Raw genomic sequence first — 22,821 nt, 5'->3', positions numbered from 1 at the left:
CCGGTTCCTGCGCGGACACGCCACGGCCGGTGCCGACGACCCCTCAGACGTCGGCGCCGGCCGGGGCGCGGCCTCGGTCGGCGGCCGCTCAGTCGGCCACCGCGAGCACGGCCTTCCCGACCGCGCGCAGCTCGGTCGCGTCGTGCGCCGAGCGCGCGCCCGGCACGTAGCGCACGCGCCGCAGCTGCCCGCCACGGAACGGGTACGAACGGTGGGCCTCGTGCAGCTCCCAGTCGACCGGGCCGCCGTAGTCGTAGCCCACGCTGATGCCCGTGAACGGCGCCATGCCCAGCAGCATCGGCACCGCGTCGATCCGGGCGGCCTGCGCGCCGTCCACCTCGAGCGTCAGGCGCCAGCGCAGCCCTGCCAGCTCGTCCACGCGGAGCACGAGCGTGTGCGGCCCGGGGTCGAGCGGCGTCCCGCGGTCGCGGTGCATCACGCCGTAGGCGTTGTACGCCAGCAGCGGAGCACCCCCGTCGAGCGCGAGCAGGTAGCCCCCGCCCTGGTCGCCGTGCGCCACGATCACGCCCTCCGTGTGCGCGCCCGCGTCGAGCTCCACCTCGACCGCGAACGACCGCAGCACCGTGAGCTTCGACGACCGGAACCGCTCGAGCGGCGGGCGGAACGGGATGAGGTCCACCGGAGCCGACAGGGGCTCCTCGGTGTCGGGCCGCAGCCGGAACAGCGCCCCCTCGTCGTCGAGCGGGAACACGGTGTTGCGCCACGCCTCCGCGTGCCAGCGCGCCGCCATGGCCCGCACGCGCCCGGGGTGCAGGGCCGCCACGTCGCGCGTCTCGGTGGGATCGGCGGCGAGGTCGTACAGCTCCCACACCCCGCCCTCGGGCCCCTCGTCCTTGCGCGGCGGCACGGTCGACAGCGCCTTCCAGTCGCCCTCCACGATCGCGCGGCGGCCGACGCACTCGAAGTACTGCGCCTCGCGGCCCTCGGCGGCGGGGTCGGCGAGCACGGGCGCGATGCTGCCGCCGTCCATCGCGAGCGCCGGCTGGCCGTGGCGTTCGGTCAGCGGGGCGACGCCGCACAGCTCCAGGATCGTGGGCGCCAGATCGGACACGAACACGAACTGGTCGCGCAGCCCGCCGGTGAGCGGGGCGTCGGGCCACGAGACGATCAGCGGCGCGTGCACCCCGCCCTCGTAGGTGGTGGCCTTGAACGAGCGGAACGGCGTGTTCGACACGCGCGCCCACCCGGTCGGGTACTGCCCGAACACGCGCGGGCCGCCGATGTCGTCCACGTCGCGCGGCACGTCGCGCACCCAGTCGTCCGGCATCCCGCCGTGCGACCCGAACTGGGCGAAGTAGCTGCGGGTGCCGGTGGGGCCGCCCTCCGCCGTGCCGCCGTTGTCGCTCGCGATCACCACGATCGTGTTGTCGCGCTCTCCGCTGCGGTCGAGGCGGTCGAGCAGCCGGCCGACGCTCTGGTCGATCTCGTCCACCGCGGCCGCGTACACCTCCATGTGCCGCGCGAACAGCCGCTGCTCCTCGGCGCTCAGCTCGTCCCATTCGGGGATGTCCGCGCCGTCGGCGATAGCGTCGGCGGGCAGCGCGGCGTGCGGCGGGACGATGCCGCGCTCCCGCTGCCTGGCGAACCGCTGCGCGCGCAGCGCCTGCCACCCGGCCTCGTAGCGGCCGCGGTACTTCTCGATGTCGGCGTCCTTCGCCTGGATCGGCCCGTGCACCGAGGTGTGCGCGTAGTAGAGGAAGAACGGTCGGTCCGGCTCGTTCACCCGCAGGTCGTCGATCATCCCGATCGCGCGGTCGGTCAGCTCGTCGGTCAGGAAGAAGCCGTCGGGGAACTCCCGCACGTCCACCACCGAGTTGTCCTGCACGAGGCGGTGCGGATGGTGCAGCGACGTGAAGCCGTCCATGCTGCCGAAGTAGCGGTCGAATCCGCGCTGCAGCGGCCACGTGCTGCGGTCGGCGCCGTCGTGCAGCCGCGACTCGAGCGTCAGGTGCCACTTGCCCACCATGAAGGTCGCGTAACCGCCCGCCCGCAGCGACTCCGCGAGCGTGGGCGCTGCGGCGGGCAGCTCGCACGAGAAGCCCGGGTACCCCGGATCCACGTGCGCCACGAAGCCGAAGCCCGCGCGGTGCGGGTTGAGCCCGGTGAGCAGGGCCGCGCGCGCGGGCGAGCACATCGGCGCGGTGCGGTAGTTGGTGAACACCCAGCCGTCCGCCGCGAGGGCGTCGATGTGCGGGGTGTCGATCTCCGAGCCGAACGGGCCGAGGTCGCTGAACCCCAGGTCGTCGATCAGCATCACGATCACGTTCGGTGCGCCCTCCCGGGGCCGCCGGGGTTCGGGCCACCACGGTTCGGAGTCCGACGTGAACTCCGCCGCCGTGCCCTCGAAGCGCTCGTAGCCGCGAGCCTCGTCCGCGTGCGCCATTCAGCCCGCCCTCCGGATCAGCTCGAAGATGCGCGTGCGCAGCTCGGCGAACGCGGGCAGCGCCCGCGTGGTGAGCTGGTCGCGCTGACCGCCGAAGTCGACGTCGATGATCTCGGTGACCCTGGCCGGCCGCTCCCCCAGCACCACGACCCGGTCGGACAGGTACACGGCCTCGTCGATGTCGTGCGTGACGATCACGATCGTCATGCCGAACCGGTCGCGGATGCGCAGGCACAGGTCCTCCAGCTCGAACCGGGTCTGGGCGTCGACCGAGGCGAACGGCTCGTCCATCACGAGCACCTCCGGGCGGTAGGCGATCGCGCGGGCGATCGCGACGCGCTGCTGCATGCCGCCGGACAGCTGCCACGGGTACTTGCCCTCGGCGCCGGTGAGTCCCACGGCCGCGAGCGCCGCGGTGATCCGCTCCTCGCGCTCGGCGGCGGGCAGGCGCAGGTGCTTCAGCGGCAGTCGCACGTTCTTCTGCACCGTGAGCCACGGCATGAGCGAGCGCGTGTACTCCTGGAACACCAACGCCATCTCCTGCGGCGGACCGTCGATGGGCACCCCGTCGATCGCGGCGCGACCCGCGGTGATGCCCTGGAGCCCGGTGAGGCACTTCAGCAGCGTGGTCTTGCCGATGCCGGACGGCCCGACGATGCAGCACACCTCGCCGGCGCGCACGTCGAACGTGAGGTCGGCGATCACCGGCACGGGGCCGTTGCGGGTGGGGTACGACTTGGCGAGGCCCTCGACGCTGAGGCGCACGGGGGCGCTGTCGATGGTGGTCATGCGTTCTTCTCCTGTTGCTGGGAGGCGATGTACCAGCGCAGCACGCGGCGCCGGAAGAGGGTGAACAGAGCGGTGGCGGCGTAGCCGATGATGCCGAGCACGAGGATGCCCGCCCACATGTCGGGGATCGCGAACGACTGCTGCGCGAGCAGGGTCGCCGCGCCCAGGCCGGTGGACGAGCCGAGCATCTCGCTCGCGATCATCACGACGAACGCCGTGATGAGACTCACCTGCATGCCCGACAGGATGCGGGGTCCCGCGGCGGGGAGCATCACGGCGAACAGGCGCTCCGGTCCGGTGAGCCGGTAGACGCGGCTCACCATGTCGAGCGTCGGCTCCCCCGCCCGTACCCCGTCGATCGTGGAGATGAGGATGGGGAACACCGCGGCGAGCGTGATCGAGAGGATGCGGGTCTCGGTGCCGAAGCCGATCAGGGAGACGAAGATCGGCACGAGGGCGACGGGCGGGATCGCGCGGAAGAAGTGCACGGTCGGCTCGACGAACCAGCTGAGCGGCCGGATGAGGCCGAGCACGAGCCCGAGCAGCACGCCGATCACGCAGGCGAGCAGGAACGACAGCGCGAGATTGCCCACCGACGACGCGACGTCGAGCAGGAACGCCGGGGTCTGCGCGAGCTGCCAGAGCCGCTGGAGGATGGTCTGCAGCGGCGGGAAGAACGCGTTGGTGGAGGCCGCGGAGGCGACCCACCACAGCGCGAGCAGCAGCACGGGCACGGCGATCTCGGCGCCGACGAGCACGCCCCGCGGGAGGCCGCTCCTCCCGCGGCGCCGTGCCAGGCGCGAGGGGGTCTGGATCGAGGTGGTCAGCGTCATCACACGACCTGCTTCCGGTACTGCGGGTGCCAGTGCAGCAGCCGCCGCTCGCCCCACTGGCTGAGCCCCTGCACGAGCAGGCCGAGCACACCGAGGATCAGGACGTAGGCGAACAGCTGGGGCTGGTTGCCCGTGATCTGCGACAGCAGCAGGCTCTGACCGAGGCCGGGCCCGCCGCCGAGGAGCCCGGCGACCACGGCCACCACGAGCGACGTGGGCGCGGCGACGCGGACGGCGGTGCCGATGTACGGCAGGGCGCTCGGGAGCACGATGCGCCCCAGCACCTCGGCGCGACCCATGCCGTAGGAGCGCCCGGTGGCGGTGGCCACGGGGTCGGTGTCGAACACGCCGGCCGAGGCCTGCACGGCGATCGCGATCACGCAGCCGAAGAACACCAGGAAGACGCCCATGCCCAGGGTGGGCCCGAGCACGAGCACCACGACGGGCAGGATCACGATCGGCGGGATGGGCTTGAGGAACTCCAGCGGCACGCGGGTGGCGTGCATCGCGAGGGGCGAGGTGCCGATCGCGACGCCGAGCACCACGCCGCACACGATCGCGAGCACGAGCCCGGTCAGCGCCATCGCGAGCGTGTCGCCCAGAGCGGTCCAGGTCGCCGGGGTGCCGAGCAGGCGCGCGGCCTCGGCGAGCGCGGCGGTCGCGGGCGGCAGCGGCGAACCGGAGAGCGGGCCGGCGGTGGCCGACCACTCCCAGAGCGCCAGCGCCGCGACGACGCCGGCGGCTCCGACGAGCGGGGGGACGAGGGGGGAACGGGTCATGACGCTCACTTCGCCGCGACGACGACGCCCTCGAGGTCGACCGGCGAGGGCAGGAAGCCGAGCTTCACGAGCTTCTCGTTCACGCGGTCGAGGTCGACGGGGGCCACCTCGGCGGGCCAGAACGGCAGTTTCACGTCGGCGACGGAGAGCGTGGAGCCGGTGGCGTCGATGCCGGCCTGGATCGCGTCCTCCGGGTGCTCGTTGGCGTAGGCGTTGCTCTTGGCCACGGCCCGCTGGAACGCGGCGATGGCCTCGGCCTTGCCGTTCAGCGTGCTCTCGCCGGTGGTCCACAGCCCGACCGCGCCCTCCTCGAAGAAGCCGACCGACGGCGCGGTCACGAACGTCGCCCCGGCCGCAGCAGCCTCCCCCGTGAAGGGGCTGACGAGTCCCGCGGCGTCGACCGTGCCGCTGCCGAGCGCGGCGACCGCAGAGGTGAAGTCGAGCACGACCCACTCGACCGAGGCGGGGTCGACGCCCGCGCGGTCGAGCGCGTCGGAGATCACGACCTCGAGCTGCGCCTTGCGGGCGGGGATCGCGATGGTCGCGCCCTCCAGGTCCTCCAGGTCGGTGATGCCGCTCGCGGCGGAGGCGTAGAGCCCGGTGTCGTCGACCTCGGCGGGGTCTTCGGCTGCGGCTGCGCCGTCGATGTAGCCGTCGGCGGGGGCGACGACCCGGAGCGGCACGCCGCTGGCGAGCGCGTTGAGCAGCGGGATGCTGGGGGCGTAGGCGATGTCGACCTGGCCGCTCTGCGCCGCCGCGAGTCCGGCGGGCGGGTTCGCGACGACCGAGGTCTGCAGGCGCAGGCCCTCGTCTTCGAAGAAGCCCTGTTCCTGGCCCAGCATCAGGGCGCCGTCGGAGACGAGGCCGATAGTCGCGACGGTGAGGGTGGTCAGTTCGCCGTCGGCGCCGGGGGTGGTGTCGGCGGGGGAGGTCGAGGAGCAGGCCGCCAGGGCGAGCACTCCCGCGGCCGCCGCGACGCCGGCCGCCCGACGGGTGAGTCGATGGATGTTCATGGAAACTCCTCTTCGAGTTAGTCACCGGTTGGTGATTTTAAAAAGCGTAGTCATGCCTTGCCGATATTGGGTTACGATCGCGTTACATTGGTCACCAATTGGTGACTAAAAACCGCAGGAAAACGCCCGCGGAGCACAAGGGGGATCTCGATGCCGAAGATCGTCGACCACGACGAACGCCGCAACCACATCGCCGACGCGGCCACGCAGGTCATCATCCGGGTGGGGTTCGACAACCTCACGATGCGCGAGATCGCGACGGAGGCCGGATACGCACACGGTGCGATCGCCCGCTACTTCCCCGACAAGCGCAGCGTGCTCACCGCGGCGTTCCTGCGCCTCTACACGCTCGCGAACGACCGCATCCACGCGCGCATCGAGGGTGTGCGCGGGCTCGAGGCCCTGGAGCGCATGTGCCGCGAGATCCTCCCCTACAGCCCCAATGGGCCGCTGTACGCCAAGGTCGTGATCGCCTTCTGGGACCACGCCTCGCAGGACGAGGAGGTCACCCGCATCCACCGCGTGAACAACCTCCACTGGCGAGACCTGTTCCGCCAGTGCCTGGTGGAGGCGCGCGAGGACGGCGAGCTCGCCGATCATGTGGACATCGAGACCGCGGTCAACGAGATCGCCTCGCGCAACGCCGGGTGGCAGATGATCTCCGTGCTGATGCCGGACTCGGCGGGGGACGGACGGCTGAACGACGCGCTCGACGCACTGCTGTCGACGCTGCGCCGCCCAGCCACCCCGCCCTCCCCCTGATCGCACGCCGCGTCCTAGCCCGCCAGGACGAAGCGTGCGCCACGCTCGCCGATCATGGCCGCCGGCGCGTTGGTGTTGCCGGTCGGCACGGTCGGCATGACCGAGGCGTCGATCACGCGCAGGCCCTCGATGCCCCGCACACGCAGCTGCGGGTCCACCACGGCCGCGTCGTCGGTGCCCATGCGGCACGTGCCGACCTGGTGGTGGTAGGTGATGGCGGTGCGCCGCACCCAGTCCTCCACGTCGGCGTCCGCCACGTCGGGGCCAGGGTAGACCTCGGTCGCCCCCCATTCCTCCGCGAGCGCGGGGCGGGCGCCGATGCGACGGCACTGCCGCACGGATGCGGCGAGCGCGGCCGCGTCGCGGTCGTCTTCCAGGGCGGCGAGGTCGATCGCGGGCGGGTCGGCGAGCCCGGTGCCGGTCAGCCGCAGCGATCCGCGGCTGTGCGGCGTAACGAGTCCCGCCATGAGCGTGAAGCCGTCGTTCCCGCGCGGTTCCAGCTCGCCCCACATCGGCACGGAGAAGTGGATCGGCTGCGTGTCGGGTTCGGCGAGGCCCTCGCGGCTGCGCCAGAACAGGTGGCTCTGGGTCACCGAGACCCCGGGCTGCGGAGGGCCGACCGGCTTCTTCTCCGTGGTGAAGATCACGGGCGACAGCAGGTGGTCGTGCAGGTTCGCTCCGACGCCCGGCGCGTCGAGCACCACGGGGATACCGAGTTCCTCCAGCTGCGCGGCCGGGCCGATGCCGGAGCGCAGCAGGATCACCGGGGAGCCGATCGCGCCCGCCGCGAGGACGACCTCGTCGGCGAGCACCTCCTCCGTGTCGTCCCCCTCGCCCAGCCGCACGCCGACGGCGCGGCCGTCGCGCACGATCACCGAGTGCACCTCGCGGCCGGTCAGGATCTCCAGCCGCTCGGCCACGGGCTGCGCGTATGCGGTCCACGTGTTCACGCGGCGACCGTCGCGCATGGTCACCTGCTCCTGGGAGACACCGTCGAGCGTGCCGCCGTTGTAGTTCGGGTTGTGCGGCAGGCCCTCCTGCACCGCGGCGTCGATGATCGACGCCTGGATGGGCGAGAGCGGGTAGTCGTCGGTGACCGGGAGCAGGTCGTTCTCGATCGCGGTGAACACGGGTTCGACGTCGGTCCACCCCCACCCCGTCGCGCCCGCGGCCGCCCACCGGTCGTAGTCGGAGGCGGCGCCGCGCACCCAGATCATCGCGTTGAGCGCGTGCGAGCCGCCGGTGACCTTGCCGCGCGGCAGGTGCAGGCGGCGCCCGCCCGCGTGGGGCTGGGGCACGGTGAAGAAGTCCCAGTCCTCCGCGGAGTGCCACAGCTCCCCCGCGCGCGACGGGTCGTGGATGGCCGGGTTGGTGTCGTAGCCGCCCGCCTCGATCAGCGTGACCGCGACCCCCGCGTCGCTCAGCCGCCGGGCGACGATCGCACCGGACGTGCCGGCGCCGACGACCACGACCGACCGCACGCGCCCGCCATGCTCCGCCGGGGCTGTGTTCTCGGTCGCGGCGGCGTTCTCCGCTGCCACGGTCAGGCCTTGCGCCCGGGGCCGGACACCACCTGGGTGACCGCGACCGACTTGAGCCCTTCGACACCGAACTCCAGGCCGTAGCCGGAGCTCTTGACGCCACCGAACGGCACCATGGGGTGCAGCCCGCCGTGCGAGTTGATCCACACGGTGCCGGACTGCATGCGCGAGGCGGCGGCGCGCGCGGCCTCCGGGTCGCTCGACCACACCGAGGCCCCGAGGCCCACGTCGACCGCGTTCGCGAGCTCGAACGCCTCGTCCACGTCGCTGTAGCGGATGACCGGCAGCGCGGGCCCGAACTGCTCCTCCTGTACGAGCGCGGCGTCGTTGTCGATATCGGCGACGATCGTGGGACGGTAGAACAGCTCGCCCAGCTCGGCGGCGGGCTCGCCACCCGTGACGATGCGGGCGCCGCGGCTCCTGGCGTCGTCGACGAGGCGGCTGACGATGTCGAACTGCGGGCGGTTCTGCAGGGGTCCGAGCACGTTGCCCTCGTCGAGCCCGTTGCCCATCGGCACCTGCGCGGCGATGGCGGCGAGCGCGTCGACCACGTCGTCGTACACCGAGTCGTGCACGTAGAGGCGCTTCATCGCCGCACAGGTCTGGCCGGTGTTGATGAACGCGCCCCAGAACAGGTCCTCGGCGATCGCGGCGGCGTCGGTGCCGGGCAGCACGATGCCGGCGTCGTTGCCGCCGAGCTCGAGCGTGAGGCGGGCGAGGTTGCCGGCGGAGCTCTCGATGATGCGGCGGCCGGTGGCGGTGGAGCCGGTGAACATGATCTTGTCGATGTCGGGATGGGAGGCGAGGCGGGCGCCCACCTCGCGGTCGCCCGAGATGCCGATCAGCACGTCGGCGGGGAGCACCTCGTTCATGACCGACAGCAGCGCGAGCACGCTCAGCGGCGTGTATTCGCTGGGCTTCGCGACGACCGTGTTGCCCATCCGCAGCGACGGCCCGATCTGCCAGATCGTGATCATGAGGGGCCAGTTCCACGGGCCGATCGCGCCGACCACGCCCGCGGCCTTGTACACGAGTTCGGCGTGCAGGGTCTCGTCGTCGACCAGCACCTGCGGCTCCAGGACGGTGGTGGCGTTGGTGCGCAGCCACGCCGAGCACGCGCCGAGTTCGAAGCGGGCGTTGGGGCCGTTGAGCGGCTTGCCCTGTTCACGCGACAGCAGGTAGGCGAGGCCTTCCGCGTTGGCGTCGATCGCGTCGGCCGCGGCGAGCAGCAGGGCGCTGCGCTTCTCGTGACCGAGGGCCTCCCACGCGGGCTGTGCGGCCTTGGCCCTGGCGATCGCGTCGTCGAGTTCGGTGACGGTGGCGACGGGAGCGCGACCGATGATCTCCCTGGTGGCGGCGTCCGGGATCTCCCGGCCCGACCCCTCGGGCGCCTGGATGCGGTCGAGCAGCGCGGCGGCTGCGGAAGCGGCGGATTCGGTGGATCCCGAGTCGACGGCGACGGGAACGGCGGAATCGGACATCGATGACTCTCCTTCGAGCGTGACGCTGCACGGCGGCGTGGGTCCGCCGGTCGTCTTCCCATTGTCGGTCGGCCCCTCGCGGGCGACTTGTCGCGGAGCGCGCCGCAGATGTCCCAGTGCGAAGGGATCGCTCAGGCGCCGGTGCTCAGGCGCCGGTGCTCAGGCACTGCGTTGCGACGGCCGCGGCGGCGCGGGCCGACCGGGGTGCAACGCAAAGGCGGGCATGGGGTTCCGCCATCGTCGCGCGGGGTCCCACCACGCGGGCCCGCGCACCTGCGGTCTTCCGGCGTTCATGCGGATCTGCCAGCCCGACGTGTCGAGCGTGCGATGGTGATGCCAGCACAGGGCGACACCGTTGTCGGTGTGCGTCGGGCCACCGCGGGCGTGCTCCACGACGTGATGGATCTCGCACCACGCGGCGGGGACGTGACAGCCCGGGATCAGGCACTCGCGATCCCTCAGCCCGATCGCCCGGCGTTGCGCGACCGTGAAGATGCGGTCACTCGAACCCAGCTCGACGATCCTGCCACCGTCGCCCCGCACCACCCGCTGCACCGTCCCGCCGCACGCCGTGTGCGCCGCCACGCGGGTCGACACCGGCGTCTCGGTTCCCTCGACCTGCGCCCACCCGCGCCCGGATCGGTAGTCCTCCGCCCGAACCGTGACGACGAGTGTGGGGGCGGCTCCGCCCAGCCTGGGCATCTCGTCGTGTCGGGCGGCGATGCCGAGCGCCGCCGCCAGGGCGTCGTGCTGCTTCTGCGCGCGCGTCCGCCCGTCGACCATCCCGCCCGCATCACCCGACGGCAAGACGTCGGGATCTTCCGGTGACAGCGCTCCCCGCCACCCGACCCCGCGCGCGGCCGCACCGTCCGCGTCCTCCGGCCCGTCACCTGCAGTGAAGCGGACACCGGGGTGCGGAGGCCCCTCGGCCTTCGGATTCAAGTACGCGTCCCAGATGCGCTGCAGCTGACCCGCGACCTCGGGGAGAAGAGCCCCGCGAACCGGGATCACGCCGTCTTTCGCTCGCCCCAGGGCGATCCCCCGCGCGCGCATCGCGATGTCTTCCGCGGGCTCGGCCCCGTCCGGGTCGAGATACTGCACGATCACTTGCGCCAGCACCCGCAGGTCTTCCGGCGTCGCAGGCGGACACCCGTCCGCCTCGGCGGCGCCCCTCTCGGCGGCGGAGTCGTCCCTCACACCCGCGCCGTCCCCGTTCTCGGCACCGTCGCCCAGCGCGAGCCCGCGCGCACAGACGGCCAACCGGGCGTCTGCCGCCCAGCGATCGGCGAGCGACACCCGCCCGCCGGCCTGTTCCACCGGACCGGTCGCCGCCAGCAGCCCGGACACCCCGATGGCGCCGTCGAGCAGCGCCTCGCGCAACTCCGGCCAGCGCGCCGGCAACCACTCCCCGCTCGAGAGGTCGACCTCCCGCCGCACGAGTCGCGCCGCCTTCACCACCCTGGCCGCACCGGCGGCATCGACCCGGAGCACCCGCTGGAGCAGCTCACTCATCGAGCGGCACCCGAACCGGCCGCAGAACGCCGGCTCACCCGAGCCCGCCGGGCGCGGATCGACACCGGCGACGGCCTCGACGACCACCGCCTCCACGCGGCGCTGCACCTCGCCAGCGACGCGCAGCAGCGTCATGGTGTCGGCCGGTGACAGCACGGCGATGTCCCCCGCATGCAACACCGCGTCGAGACCGGCGACGGCCTCGGACAGGGCGGGGATCGCGGAGGTGTTCATGCCCGCCAGTCAACGCGGGGCCACCGACATTCCGAGCCGGAAAAGGACTGCTCAGACGGATATTCTGGCATGGAGAACGCACAGGCGACCCGCCGCACGCACAGCCGAACGGCTCAGGCGCGGTCGTCGTCCTCGAAGATCAGGATCGTGCGGGTCGAGCGGATCGACGGGATGGCCTGGATGTCCTCCAGCACGATGCGGCGGAGGTCGCGGGCATCGTTGGCCCGCACGAGCAGCAACACGTCGAAGTCGCCGCCGACGAGCGCGATGTGCTCGATCTCCGGGATGGCACGCAGCCGGGCGCGCACGTCCTGCCAGGTCGCCTGCTCGATCGCGAGCGTCACGTAGGCGCTCGCGTGGTGGCCGAGCAGCACGGGGTCCGTGCGCACCGTGTACCCCGTGATCACGCCCGCATCGGTCAGCCGCTTGATGCGCGCGTGCGCCCCGGCGCGCGAGATGTGCACGGCGTCGGCGATCGCGGTCATCGAGGCGCGCGCGTCGCGGCGGAGCTCGGCGAGGATCGCGCGATCCGTGTCATCCAGGGCCGTCATCGGCACCCCCTTCTCCCGTCCTGAATCCTGACATTTTGGTCGCTGGAAGCGCAACCGGAGAGCAAACGTCCACGATTCCTCGCACGTTCTTGGATGACTGTCGCCCCGGAGGCATGCTGTCCTCATCGAGTTCGGCGAGGGAGGCGGACGATGCTGCACACGGACCTGCTGCCGCGAGACACCGCGGTACAACTGATCGCGGAAGACGGCACGCCCGTGCCCGACGAGACCTATGTCCTGCCGGATCGCGACACGCTCCTCACCGCCTACCGCGGGCTCGTCGAAGGCCGGCGCATCAACGAGCAGGCCAACGCCCTGGTGCGCCAGGGTCGCCTCGCCGTCTACCCCTCCTCCCACGGCCAGGAGGCGTGCCAGGTGGCCGCCGCCCTCGCGCTCGACGACCACGACTGGCTCTTCCCCACCTACCGCGACTCGGTCGCCGTGATCGCCCGCGGTGTCGCACCGGCCGAGGCGCTGGTGCTCCTGCAGGGCGACTGGCACTCCGGGTACGACGTGCGCGCGCACCGCGTGGCCCCTCAGGCGACCCCGCTCGCCACGCAGCTGCTGCACGCCGTGGGCTTCGCGCAGGCCGCCAAGCACCGCGGCGAGGACACGGTCGTGCTGGCGCTGTGCGGCGACGGCGCCACGAGCGAGGGCGACTTCCACGAGGCGATGAACTTCGCCGCCGTGTTCCACGTGCCCGTCGTGTTCTTCGTGCAGAACAACGAGTTCGCGATCTCGGTGCCGCTGTCCCGCCAGACCGCCGCCCCCTCGCTCGCGCACAAGGCGATCGGCTACGGCATGCCAGGGCAGCGGGTCGACGGCAACGACGTCGCCGCGGTGCTCGCGGTGCTGACCGAGGCCGTCGACAGAGCGCGCGCGGGCGGCGGCCCCTCGCTCGTCGAGGCCCACACCTACCGCATGCAGGCGCACACCAACGCCGACGACGACACCCGCTACCGCGAGCGCGAGGAGGTGCAGGCGTGGACCGCGCGGGATCCGCTCCTCCGCCTGCGCGCCCATCTCACCGCGAGCGGCGCGCTCGACGACGAGACGCAGGAGCGCTTCGCGGCCGGCGCCGAGGAGATCGCCGCCGCCATGCGCGACGCCCTCAACACCGAGGCCGACCTCGACCCGGAAGACCTGTTCCGCCACGTGACCGCGACCCACTCGCCGCAGCTCGACGAGCAGTGGCACCTGCTGCGCGACGAGATCGAGCGCAGCCGGCTCGCCGACGCGGGCACCCCCACGAACGGAGCCCCCGCATGAGCATCGCCGAGCACGACACCCGCCCCGCCGCCGCCGAAGACACACCGACGCCGGCCACCATGACGATGGCCGCGGCACTCAACCTCGCCCTCGCCGACGCCCTCGCCGCCGACCCCGACGTGGTCGTGTTCGGCGAGGACGTGGGAGCGCTGGGCGGCGTGTTCCGCATCACCGACGGCCTCACGGCCCGCTTCGGCGAGGAGCGCTGCTTCGACACGCCCCTCGCGGAGTCCGGCATCATCGGCACCGCGGTGGGCATGGCGATGAACGGCCTGCGCCCCGTCGTGGAGATGCAGTTCGACGCGTTCGCCCTGCCCGCGTTCGAGCAGATCGTCAGCCACGTCGCGAAGCTCGGCAACCGCACGCGCGGCGGGTTGCGGATGCCGCTCGTGATCCGGATCCCGTTCGGCGGCGGCATCGGCGGGGTCGAGCACCACTGCGACTCGTCCGAGGCTTACTACGCCCACACGCCGGGGCTCACGGTGGTCAGTCCCTCGACGCCGCAGGACGCGTACTCCCTGCTGCGCGCCGCGATCGCCTCGCCCGACCCCGTGGTGTTCCTCGAGCCGAAGAAGCTGTACTGGAGCAAGGGCGAGGTCGACACCGCGGTGACCGCGGAGATAGGTGCTGCGCGCATCGCCCGCGACGGCACCGACGTCACGCTCCTGGCCTACGGCGCCTCGGTGCCGCTCGCGCTGGAGGCCGCGGAGGTCGCCGCGGCCGAGGGACGCAGCGTGCAGGTGGTGGACGTGCGGTCGCTGTCGCCCTTCGACGACGCGACCGTCACGGCGGCGGTGCGCTCCACCGGGCGAGCGGTCGTGATCGCCGAGGCACCGGGCTTCGTGAGCGTCGCGTCGGAGATCCAGGCGCGGGTGTTCGAGCGGTGCTTCGAGTACCTCGCCGCGCCCGTGCGCCGCGTGACCGGGTTCGACACCCCGTACGCCCCGCCGAAGTTCGAGCACTGGTATCTGCCCGACGTCGACCGCGTGCTCGACGCGATCGACACGCTGCACTGGGAGGACGACGTATGAGCACCCCGGTCCGCACCGCCACGCGCGTGTTCCGTCTCCCCGATCTGGGCGAGGGGCTGACCGAGGCCGGGCTGGTGCAGTGGCTCGTCGCGGTGGGCGACACGATCGCGACCGATCAGGCCATCGCGGAGGTCGAGACCGCGAAGAGCGTGGTGGAGCTGCCCTCGCCGTTCGCGGGCGTCGTCACGGCGCTGCACGGCACCCCCGGCGACACGATCGACGTGGGCGCGCCCGTGCTGGAGGTGGCCGATCCCGACGCGGGAACCGTGACCGGCGACGCGCCCGTGGGCGCAGAGCCCGAGCACGAGGCGTACCGGCAGGAGGAACGCGCGGGCTCCGGCAACGTGCTGATCGGCTACGGCACCTCGGGTGCCCGCACCACGGGCCGCCGCCGTCCTGCGCGCAGCGTCCCCTCCGCGGGATCCCCCGCGACCCCCGCTGCCGCATCGCCCGCGCCCGCCGCCGCATCCGTGCCCGCTGCGCCCGGCACCCCCGCCCCGGACCCCGCTTCCGCGTCTCCGCGCCGCCCCGTGGCCGTGCGGTCGCCCCTGGTGCGCCGCCTGGCTCGCGACCTCGGGCTCGACGTCCACGCGATCACCGCGACCGGGGCCGACGGCGCGATCACCCGTGCAGACGTTCTGCGGGCCGCGGTCGACCACGCGGTCGACGGGGTCGCCGCGCACCACCGCGCCCACGCCCCCGCCCCGGCCACCGCCGCTGCGGCCCCCGGTTCTCCGGCCTCCGCGCAGGGAGAACTGGACGGACTGCCGGTGCTGTCGCGTGAGCGCCTGTCGCCGCTGCGCCGCACCGTGAGCGCCAAGCTCGCCCGCAGTCGCTCCGAGATCCCCGAGGCCACGGTGTGGGTCGACGTGGACGCCACCGCGCTGTGGGACCTCCGCGGGCAGATGGCCCCCGAGGGCGAGAAGGCCCCGTCGATCACGGCGCTGCTGGCGCGGTTCGTGCTGCTCGCCCTGGAGGACTACCCCGTCCTCGCGTCGCGCCTGAGCGACGACGGCGCGGAGCTGATCTCGTTCGGCGGGGTCAACCTGGGCGTCGCAGCCGACACGGAGCGCGGCCTGCTCGTGCCGGTCGTGCCGTCGGCGCACGCGCTGACGGTCGCGCAGCTCGACGCGGCACTGCGGGAGCTGACGGCCACGGCACGTGCGGGCACCATGCCGCCGGAGCGCCTGCGCGGCTCGACCTTCACGCTCAATAACTACGGCGGCCTGGGGGTCGACGGCTCGGCGGCGATCATCAACCACCCCGACGTCGCGATCCTCGGCATCGGCCGGATCATCGAACGGCCGTGGGTCGTGGAGGGCGCGATCGTGCCCCGGCGCATCGCGCAGCTGTCGCTCGTCTTCGACCACCGGGTGTGCGACGGCGGCTACGCGGCCGGGTTCCTGCGCCGGGTGACCGAGCTGATCGAGCATCCGCTGCGCGCGTTCGGGAGGGTGTGAGCCCGGTTCGCGTCGAACTCTCGTGGCGGAGCGCGCGATGCGCTACGCTCGGCGATTACTGACCGATCATTCGGTAAGTAATCGGCGGCGTCCCCCGCGCCGTCTCACCCGACGCAGAACAACGGAGTTCGCATGACCTCAGCCACCGCTGCCGCCTCGTCCACCGGAAGGATGCCCGCCGAAGAGCGCCGGGTGCTCGCGGGCACCCTCGTGGGCACCTCCATCGAGTGGTACGACTTCTTCATCTACGCGCAGGCCGCCGGCCTCGTGCTCGCCCCGCTCTTCCTCGCCCCCATCGCGGAGTCCAGCCCGGGGCTCGCCCAGGTCCTGTCGTTCGCCACGATCGGCATCTCGTTCCTGTTCCGCCCGCTCGGCGCGATCGTCGCCGGGCACCTGGGCGACAAGCTGGGCCGCAAGAAGATGCTCGTGTTCACGCTCGTCATGATGGGCCTGTCCACCTCGCTGATCGGCCTGCTGCCGACCTACGCCGCGATCGGCGTCGCCGCGCCGATCCTGCTCATCCTGCTCCGCATCCTGCAGGGCTTCTCCGCCGGCGGCGAGTGGGGCGGCGCGGCGCTCATGGCGGTCGAGCACGCCCCCACGGCGCGGCGCGGCCTGTTCGGCGCCTTCCCGCAGATCGGCGTGCCGGTCGGCATGATCCTCGCCACGTTCACACTGTGGGCACTGACGAGCTCGATGTCGCCCGAGGCGTTCCTCGAGTGGGGCTGGCGCATCCCGTTCCTGCTGTCGATCGCGCTGATCGCGGTCGGCTACGTGATCCGGCGCGCGGTCGATGAGAGCCCGGTGTTCGAAGACCTGCGCCGTCGCCGCAAGGAGGCCTCGGCCCCGCTCGGCCAGCTGTTCCGGTCGAACACCAAGCAGGTCGTACTCACGGCCGTGATCTTCATCGCGAACAACGCCGCGGGCTACCTGCTCATCGCCTTCTTCGCCACGTACGCCGTCACGGCCCTCGGCATGGACCGTCCGCCGGTGCTGCTCGCGACCACGCTGGCGTCGTTCGGCTGGCTCATCTTCACCCTGTGGGGCGGGCACCTGTCCGACCGGCTCGGTCGCATCCGCACGTTCCAGATCGGCTACGTCGCGCTCGCGGTGTGGGCGATCCCGATGTGGTTCCTGATCGACACGGCGAACATCGTCTGGTACTTCGTGGCGCTGTTCGTGATGACGTTCGCGCTCGGACTGTCGTACGGACCGCAGGCGGCGCTGTACGCGGAGATGTTCCCGGCGAACGTGCGCTACTCGGGCGTCTCGATCGGCTACGCCCTCGGCGCGATCCTCGGCGGCGCGTTCGCACCGATGATCGCCGAATCGCTGCTGAACCAGTTCCACGCGGCATGGACGATCGGCCTCTACATCGCGATCGCCTCGATCATCTCGCTCATCGGGGTCTCGCTGGTGAGGGAGACGAAGGGCGTGGACCTCTCGGTCTGACCCGCGGGGATCCGGGATCGCGGCCGGCCGTGCGCCTGTGCCATAATTACCTTACGATCGGTCAGTAATTCACGGCCGGCCGCTCCCCCGGACCACCCCAGGACGACGACGTCAGGAGACCCGCATGCCAGAGGCCTATCTCGTCGGAGGCGTGCGCACGCCGGTCGGGCGCTACGGCGGAGCCCTCTCCACGGTCCGCCCCGACGACCTGGCCGCCCTCGTGGTCGGCGAAGCCGTGCGCCGCGCCGGGCTCGACCCCGCGTCCGCCGAGCTCGACGAGGTCATCCTCGGCGCCGCCAACCAGGCCGGCGAGGACAACCGCAACGTCGCCCGCATGGCCGTGCTGCTCGCCGGCCTCCCCGACACGGTCCCCGGAATCACCGTCAACCGGCTGTGCGCCTCCGGCATGTCCGCCGTGACCATGGCCGCGCAGGCCATCCGCGCGGGCGACGCCGACCTGATCGTGGCGGGCGGCGTGGAGTCGATGACCCGCGCCCCGTGGGTGCAGGCCAAGCCCGAGAAGGCATGGGCCAAGCCCGGCGCCGCGTTCGACACCTCGATCGGCTGGCGCTTCCCCAACCCGCGGCTCGTCGCCCGCGACAAGGCCACGTTCACGATGCCCGAGACCGCGGAGGAGATCGCGCGCGTGGACGGCATCACCCGCGCCGAGGCCGACGCGTTCGCGGTGCGGTCGCAGGAGCGCGCGGCCGCCGCCGTCGCCGCCGGACGCTTCGCCCCCGAGATCGTCGGGGTGCCGGTGCGCGACGGCGAGGTCCTGGTGGACGAGGGCCCCCGCCCCGACACGACCCTGGAGGTGCTGGCCCGGCTGCGCCCCGTGGTCGCGGGCGGCGAGGTCGTGACCGCGGGCAACTCCAGCGCGCTCAACGACGGGGCCTCGGCCGTCGTGGTGGCCAGCGCCGCCGCGGTCGAGCGCTACGGGCTCACCCCACGGGCGCGCATCGTCGTCGGCACCTCGGCCGGACTCGCACCGGAGGTCATGGGCCTCGGTCCCGTCCCCGCGACCGAGAAGGCGCTGCGCCGCTCCGGGCTGTCGCTCGGCGACCTCGGCTCGATCGAGCTGAACGAGGCCTTCGCGTCGCAGTCGATCGCGTGCATCCGCCGCCTGGGGCTGGACGAGTCGCGCGTCAACGCCGACGGCGGCGCGATCGCGCTCGGTCACCCGCTCGGGTCGTCCGGGTCGCGGCTGCTGGTGACGCTGATGGGCCGCATGGAGCGGGAGGGGTCGCGCTACGGTCTGGCCACGATGTGCGTGGGCGTCGGCCAGGGCACCGCCACGATCCTGGAGGCCGTGCGATGACCGCATCCCCGGACGTCGACGCCCCGCTGCTGGTCGAGCACCACGACGACCGCGTTGTCGCGACCCTGCACCGCCCGCACAAGCGCAACGCGATCGACCAGGCCACGATCGACGCGCTGCACGCCCTGTGCGCCGAGCTGGAGCACACGCCGAAGACCCTGATCCTCACGGGAGCCGACGGCGTGTTCGCCGCGGGAGCCGACATCGCGCAGCTGCGGGAGCGACGCGCTGCCGATGCGCTCCGCGGCATCAACGCCACCGCGTTCGTCCGGCTGGCCGAGCTGCCGATGCCCGTGATCGCCGCGATCGACGGCTACGCCCTGGGCGGCGGGGCGGAACTCGCGTACGCCGCCGACATCCGCATCGCCACCCCCGCGCTGCGCATCGGCAACCCGGAGACGGGGCTCGGCATCATCGCCGCGGCGGGCGCCACGTGGCGCCTCAAGGAGATCGTGGGCGACGCGAGGGCCATCGAGCTGCTGCTCACAGGACGCACGGTCGAGGCCGAAGAGGCGCTGCGGATCGGGCTCGTCTCGGCGCTGCACGAGCCGGAGGCACTGCTCGGCGCCGCGCACGCACTCGCCGACCGCATCGCCCGCAACGACCGCGCCGCCACGATCGCCACGAAGCGGGTGTTCCGCGCCCCGCGCGACCAGCACCCCGCGGTCGACTCGGAAGCGCAGTCCGTGCTGTTCGAGAGCCCGGAGAAGTACCGCCGCATGACCGACTTCCTGGAGCGGAGGACCCGATGACCCCCACGACTCCCGCCACGCCCGGCCGCGTGGGCGTGCTCGGCGGCGGCCGCATGGGCGCGGGCATCGCGCACGCGTTCCTGCTCGCCGGCGCGCACGTGACCGTGGTCGAACGCGACGACGCGGCGGCGGACGCGGCCGGGTCGCGCGTGCTCGCCTCGGTCGACGCCTCGATCTCCCGAGGCACCGCCGGCGACACGGCCGACGCGTACCGCGGCCGCTTCGCCACCGGCACCGATGCGGCCCTGTTCGCCGACTGCGGTCTCGTGGTCGAGGCCGTCCCGGAAGACATCGCGCTCAAGACCGAGGCGCTCGCCCGCGTCGAGGCGCACCTTTCCCCCGCGGCCGCCCTGGCCTCCAACACGTCGTCGATCGCGATCGGCGAGCTCGCCGCCGTGCTCGACCGCCCCTCCCGCTTCCTCGGGCTGCACTTCTTCAACCCGGTGCCCGCCTCGGCCCTGGTCGAGATCGTGCGCGGCGCCGCGACCGATGACGCCCTCGTCGACGACGCCCGCGGCTGGGTGGGCGCGCTCGGCAAGACCCCGGTCGTGGTGGCCGACGCGCCCGGCTTCGCGTCGTCGCGGCTCGGCGTGGCACTCGGCCTGGAGGCGATCCGGATGCTGGAGGACGGCGTCGCGTCGGCGGAGGACATCGACGCCGCCATGACCCTCGGCTACAAGCACCCGGTGGGTCCGCTCCGGCTCACCGACCTCGTGGGGCTCGACGTGCGGCTCGGCATCGCGGAGTACCTCGCCGCGCAGCTGGGTCCCCGGTTCGAGCCGCCCGCGCTGCTGCGACGACTCGTGGCGGAGGGCGCGCTCGGCCGCAAGAGCGGACGCGGCTTCTACGAATGGGACGACTGATGAAGGGAACCCCAATGACCGAGATCCTGCCCAGCTACGTGCGCGGCGCCTGGTGGACGCCGTCGTCCGACGCCGACGCCGCCGAGGTGCGCGACGCCTCGACGGGAGAGGTCGTCGCCCGCGTATCGACCGCGGGGCTCGACCTCGCGGCGGTGCTCGACCACGCGCGCACCGCGGGCCAGGCGTCGCTCGGCGAGCTCACGTTCCACCAGCGCGCCGTGCTGCTGAAGAAGCTCGCGCTCGCGCTGACCGAACGCAAGCAGGAGCTGTACGCGCTGTCGAGCCGCACGGGCGCCACCACGCAGGACTCGTGGGTCGACATCGACGGCGGCATCGGCGTGCTGTTCGCCTACTCCAGCAAGGGCCGCCGCGAGCTGCCCAACGCGAAGGTGTACGTCGACGGCGCGGTGGAGAACCTGTCGCGGGACGGCTCGTTCCTCGGACGGCACATCTACACGCGCCTGCCCGGGGTGGCGGTGCAGATCAACGCGTTCAACTTCCCGGTGTGGGGGTCGCTGGAGAAGTTCGCCCCGGCCTTCCTCGCCGGCGTGCCCACGGTGGTCAAGCCGGCCACCCCCACGGGCTACGTGACCGAGGCGATGGTGCGCATCATGGTCGAGTCCGGGCTGCTGCCCGAGGGGTCGCTGCAACTGGTGTCGGGCAGCGTGCCCGAGCTGTTCGCGCACCTGCGGCTGGGCGACCTGGTGGCGTTCACCGGCTCGGCGTCCACGGCCGAGCGGCTGCGCGCGCACGACGCGGTGCAGACCGGCGGTGTGCGCTTCACGAGCGAGACCGACTCGATCAACGCCTCCATCCTCGGCACCGACGCGGTCGCCGGGACCCCGGAGTTCGACGCCTACGTGAAGCAGCTCGTGGCGGAGATGACGTCGAAGGCCGGGCAGAAGTGCACCGCGATCCGGCGCGCGATCGTGCCGGAGGACGCCGTGGACGACGTGATCGCGGCCGTGCGCGCGCGCCTCGCCGAGCGGATCGTCGTGGGCGACCCGCGGGCGGAGGGCGTGACGATGGGACCGCTCGCGTCGACCGCCCAGCGCGACGAGGTGCTGCGGCAGGTGACCAGGCTGCGGGACGGCGGCGGCGAGCTCGTGATCGGCTCGACCGAGGCTCCGGCCGTGCGTCGCGGCGACGGCACGGAGGGCCCGGCCCCCGACGGCGCGTTCGTGACCCCGATGCTGCTGCGCTTCGCGGACGCGCAGAGCCCCGCGGTGAACGAGATCGAGGCGTTCGGCCCGGTGTCGAGCATCCTCGGGTACCGGTCGCTCGCGGAGGCCGCGGCGCTCGTGGCCAGGGGCGGCGGCTCGCTCGTGACGAGCGTCGCCACGCACGACCCCGAGGTCGCGACCACTCTCGCCGCGGGCATCGCCGCGTACAACGGCCGCGTGCTGTTCCTCGACCGCGACGACGCGCGCAGCTCCACGGGGCACGGGTCCCCGCTGCCGAACCTCGTGCACGGGGGCCCCGGTCGCGCGGGCGGCGGTGAGGAGCTCGGCGGCATCCGCGCGGTGCTGCACCACATGCAGCGCACCGCGGTGCAGGGCTCGCCCGAGATGATGACGGCGCTCACGGGCGTGTGGCATCAGGGGGCGGCGGCGCGACCGTTCGAGGCGAACGACGGCGTGCACCCGTTCCGCAAGTCGCTGGCCGAGCTGCGGATCGGCGATCAGGTGGCGAGCCCCTCGCGCACCGTGACCCTCGAGGACATCGAGACGTTCGCGGCCTTCACGGGCGACACGTTCTACGCGCACATGGACGAGGAGTCCGCCGCGGCGAACCCGTTCTTCCCCGGCCGGGTGGCGCACGGCTACCTGCTGGTGTCGTGGGCGGCCGGACTCTTCGTCGACCCGGCGCCGGGCCCGGTGCTGGCGAACTCCGGCCTGGAGAACCTGCGCTTCGTGACGCCCGTGTCCCCCGGGGACGAGATCCGGGTGGAGCTCACCGCGAAGCAGATCACGCCGCGCGAGACCGACGAGTACGGCGAGGTGCGGTGGGATGCCGTGCTGAAGAACCAGGACGACGAGATCGTGGCGACCTACGACGTGCTCACGCTCGTGGCCAAGGAGCTCGCCGCCGCCTGACCGCTCGGGGCGCCGGACGGGACCAGGGTCTGGCGCCTCAGCGCTTCCGCAGGCCGTCCAGGGCGATCGCGACCACGTCGTCCGCGAGGCGGTCCGCGCCCTCCCGTCCGCCCGGGCGGTACCACTCCACGATCGAGTTGATCATGCCGAACGTGAGCCGGGCGACCACGGCGGCGTCGATATCGGAGCGCAGCGAACCCTCCGCCTGCGCCTCCACCACGAGCGCGGTGATGCGACGGTCGAACGCCCGGCGGCGGGTGAGGGCGCGGCGCTCGACGTCGGTGTTGCCGCGCACGCGCAGCAGCAGCGTCACGGCCGGGAGCTGCTCCACGAGCACGTGCACGGCACCGCGCAGCACGTGTTCCAGGCGGGCGACGGCCGCGGGCTCCCCCGCTCCGTCCGGCGCGGGCGGCGGGGCGTCGACCACGGCCTCCAGCCCGCCCAGGGCGGCGTCGAGCGCGCGGTCGAGGATCTCGTCCTTCGAGGCGAAGTGGTGGTAGATCGCCGACTTCGACAGCCCGAGGCGTTCCGCCAGCCGGCCGATCGATGTGGCGTCGTAGCCGTGCTCGATGAACGCGGCGACGGCCACGTCGAGGATCCCCTGCTGGTCGTACCCGGGGCGGCCGCGCCGCGTGGTCTGCATCTCGGACATCACCCTCAGTCTCCCATCGCCACGCCCGC

Annotated in this window: 19 protein-coding genes; 9 read left to right on the top strand and 10 right to left on the bottom strand. The window is 72.7% G+C overall.

What is annotated here, in order from left to right:
- Positions 1-88: 88 nt before the first annotated feature.
- Genes KE274_RS04940 through KE274_RS04920 form a run of 5 tightly spaced genes read right to left on the bottom strand, consistent with a single transcriptional unit; the run spans position 89 to position 5,818 of the window.
- A complete protein-coding gene (locus KE274_RS04940) occupies positions 89-2,404 on the bottom strand; it encodes an arylsulfatase (protein WP_211541522.1) in 2,316 nt (771 codons plus the stop codon).
- A complete protein-coding gene (locus KE274_RS04935) occupies positions 2,405-3,193 on the bottom strand; it encodes an ABC transporter ATP-binding protein (RefSeq protein WP_211541521.1) in 789 nt (262 codons plus the stop codon).
- Entirely contained in the window at positions 3,190-4,026 is an 837-nt protein-coding gene (locus tag KE274_RS04930) for an ABC transporter permease (protein WP_211541520.1), read from the bottom strand. The genes KE274_RS04935 and KE274_RS04930 overlap by 4 nt, the downstream gene beginning before the upstream one ends.
- A complete protein-coding gene (locus KE274_RS04925) occupies positions 4,026-4,805 on the bottom strand; it encodes an ABC transporter permease (protein WP_211541519.1) in 780 nt (259 codons plus the stop codon). The genes KE274_RS04930 and KE274_RS04925 overlap by 1 nt, the downstream gene beginning before the upstream one ends.
- Before the next feature lie 5 nt (positions 4,806-4,810).
- Entirely contained in the window at positions 4,811-5,818 is a 1,008-nt protein-coding gene (locus KE274_RS04920; RefSeq protein WP_211541518.1) for an ABC transporter substrate-binding protein, read from the bottom strand.
- A 150-nt stretch (positions 5,819-5,968) separates the two neighbouring features.
- On the opposite strand from KE274_RS04920, the gene KE274_RS04915 reads away from it, so the two are divergent.
- Positions 5,969-6,580: a TetR/AcrR family transcriptional regulator gene (locus KE274_RS04915; RefSeq protein ID WP_211541517.1), complete on the top strand. Its 612-nt coding sequence runs from the start codon at positions 5,969-5,971 to the stop codon at positions 6,578-6,580.
- Between the two features lie 14 nt (positions 6,581-6,594).
- On the opposite strand, the gene KE274_RS04910 is transcribed toward KE274_RS04915, so the two are convergent.
- From KE274_RS04910 to KE274_RS04895, 4 genes are all read right to left on the bottom strand, one after another.
- On the bottom strand, positions 6,595-8,061 hold the full coding sequence (locus tag KE274_RS04910) for a GMC family oxidoreductase (protein ID WP_211541699.1): 1,467 nt from the start codon (positions 8,059-8,061) through the stop codon (positions 6,595-6,597).
- Positions 8,062-8,123: 62 nt separating this feature from the next.
- Complete coding sequence (locus KE274_RS04905) at positions 8,124-9,602, bottom strand: aldehyde dehydrogenase family protein (protein WP_249185839.1); 1,479 nt, start codon at positions 9,600-9,602, stop codon at positions 8,124-8,126.
- 159 nt (positions 9,603-9,761) lie between these two features.
- The gene (locus KE274_RS04900) at positions 9,762-11,348 is read right to left on the bottom strand and encodes an HNH endonuclease signature motif containing protein (protein WP_211541516.1); all 1,587 of its coding nucleotides are present in this window, start codon (positions 11,346-11,348) and stop codon (positions 9,762-9,764) included.
- 113 nt (positions 11,349-11,461) lie between these two features.
- Positions 11,462-11,899 (bottom strand): Lrp/AsnC family transcriptional regulator, encoded by a 438-nt coding sequence (locus tag KE274_RS04895; protein ID WP_211541515.1) that lies wholly within the window; start codon positions 11,897-11,899, stop codon positions 11,462-11,464.
- 150 nt (positions 11,900-12,049) lie between these two features.
- Between KE274_RS04895 and pdhA the strand changes: the two genes are divergently transcribed.
- The 8 genes from pdhA to paaZ all read left to right on the top strand — a co-directional run bounded on the left by pdhA (position 12,050) and on the right by paaZ (position 22,140).
- Complete coding sequence (gene pdhA, locus KE274_RS04890; protein WP_211541514.1) at positions 12,050-13,168, top strand: pyruvate dehydrogenase (acetyl-transferring) E1 component subunit alpha; 1,119 nt, start codon at positions 12,050-12,052, stop codon at positions 13,166-13,168.
- Positions 13,165-14,199, top strand: coding sequence for an alpha-ketoacid dehydrogenase subunit beta (locus KE274_RS04885; RefSeq protein WP_211541513.1), 1,035 nt, complete (start codon positions 13,165-13,167; stop codon positions 14,197-14,199). Before pdhA ends, KE274_RS04885 begins: the two co-directional genes overlap by 4 nt.
- Positions 14,196-15,659: a dihydrolipoamide acetyltransferase family protein gene (locus tag KE274_RS04880; protein ID WP_211541512.1), complete on the top strand. Its 1,464-nt coding sequence runs from the start codon at positions 14,196-14,198 to the stop codon at positions 15,657-15,659. Before KE274_RS04885 ends, KE274_RS04880 begins: the two co-directional genes overlap by 4 nt.
- A 132-nt stretch (positions 15,660-15,791) precedes the next feature.
- Entirely contained in the window at positions 15,792-17,111 is a 1,320-nt protein-coding gene (locus tag KE274_RS04875) for an MFS transporter (RefSeq protein ID WP_211541511.1), read from the top strand.
- 124 nt (positions 17,112-17,235) lie between these two features.
- Positions 17,236-18,429: a thiolase family protein gene (locus KE274_RS04870; RefSeq protein ID WP_211541510.1), complete on the top strand. Its 1,194-nt coding sequence runs from the start codon at positions 17,236-17,238 to the stop codon at positions 18,427-18,429.
- A complete protein-coding gene (locus KE274_RS04865; RefSeq protein WP_211541509.1) occupies positions 18,426-19,181 on the top strand; it encodes an enoyl-CoA hydratase/isomerase family protein in 756 nt (251 codons plus the stop codon). The genes KE274_RS04870 and KE274_RS04865 overlap by 4 nt, the downstream gene beginning before the upstream one ends.
- Entirely contained in the window at positions 19,178-20,044 is an 867-nt protein-coding gene (locus KE274_RS04860; protein ID WP_211541508.1) for a 3-hydroxyacyl-CoA dehydrogenase family protein, read from the top strand. Before KE274_RS04865 ends, KE274_RS04860 begins: the two co-directional genes overlap by 4 nt.
- Before the next feature lie 14 nt (positions 20,045-20,058).
- The gene (gene paaZ / locus KE274_RS04855; protein ID WP_211541507.1) at positions 20,059-22,140 is read left to right on the top strand and encodes a phenylacetic acid degradation bifunctional protein PaaZ; all 2,082 of its coding nucleotides are present in this window, start codon (positions 20,059-20,061) and stop codon (positions 22,138-22,140) included.
- A gap of 37 nt (positions 22,141-22,177) precedes the next feature.
- Here the strand turns inward: paaZ and KE274_RS04850 are convergent, their stop codons facing one another.
- Complete coding sequence (locus tag KE274_RS04850) at positions 22,178-22,792, bottom strand: TetR/AcrR family transcriptional regulator (RefSeq protein WP_211541506.1); 615 nt, start codon at positions 22,790-22,792, stop codon at positions 22,178-22,180.
- Positions 22,793-22,821: the final 29 nt, after the last annotated feature.

Origin of the sequence: Microbacterium paraoxydans (assembly GCF_018224615.1) — a bacterium.
Lineage (GTDB): Bacteria > Actinomycetota > Actinomycetes > Actinomycetales > Microbacteriaceae > Microbacterium > Microbacterium paraoxydans_B.
This window is presented reverse-complemented; position numbering and strand designations above follow the sequence as displayed.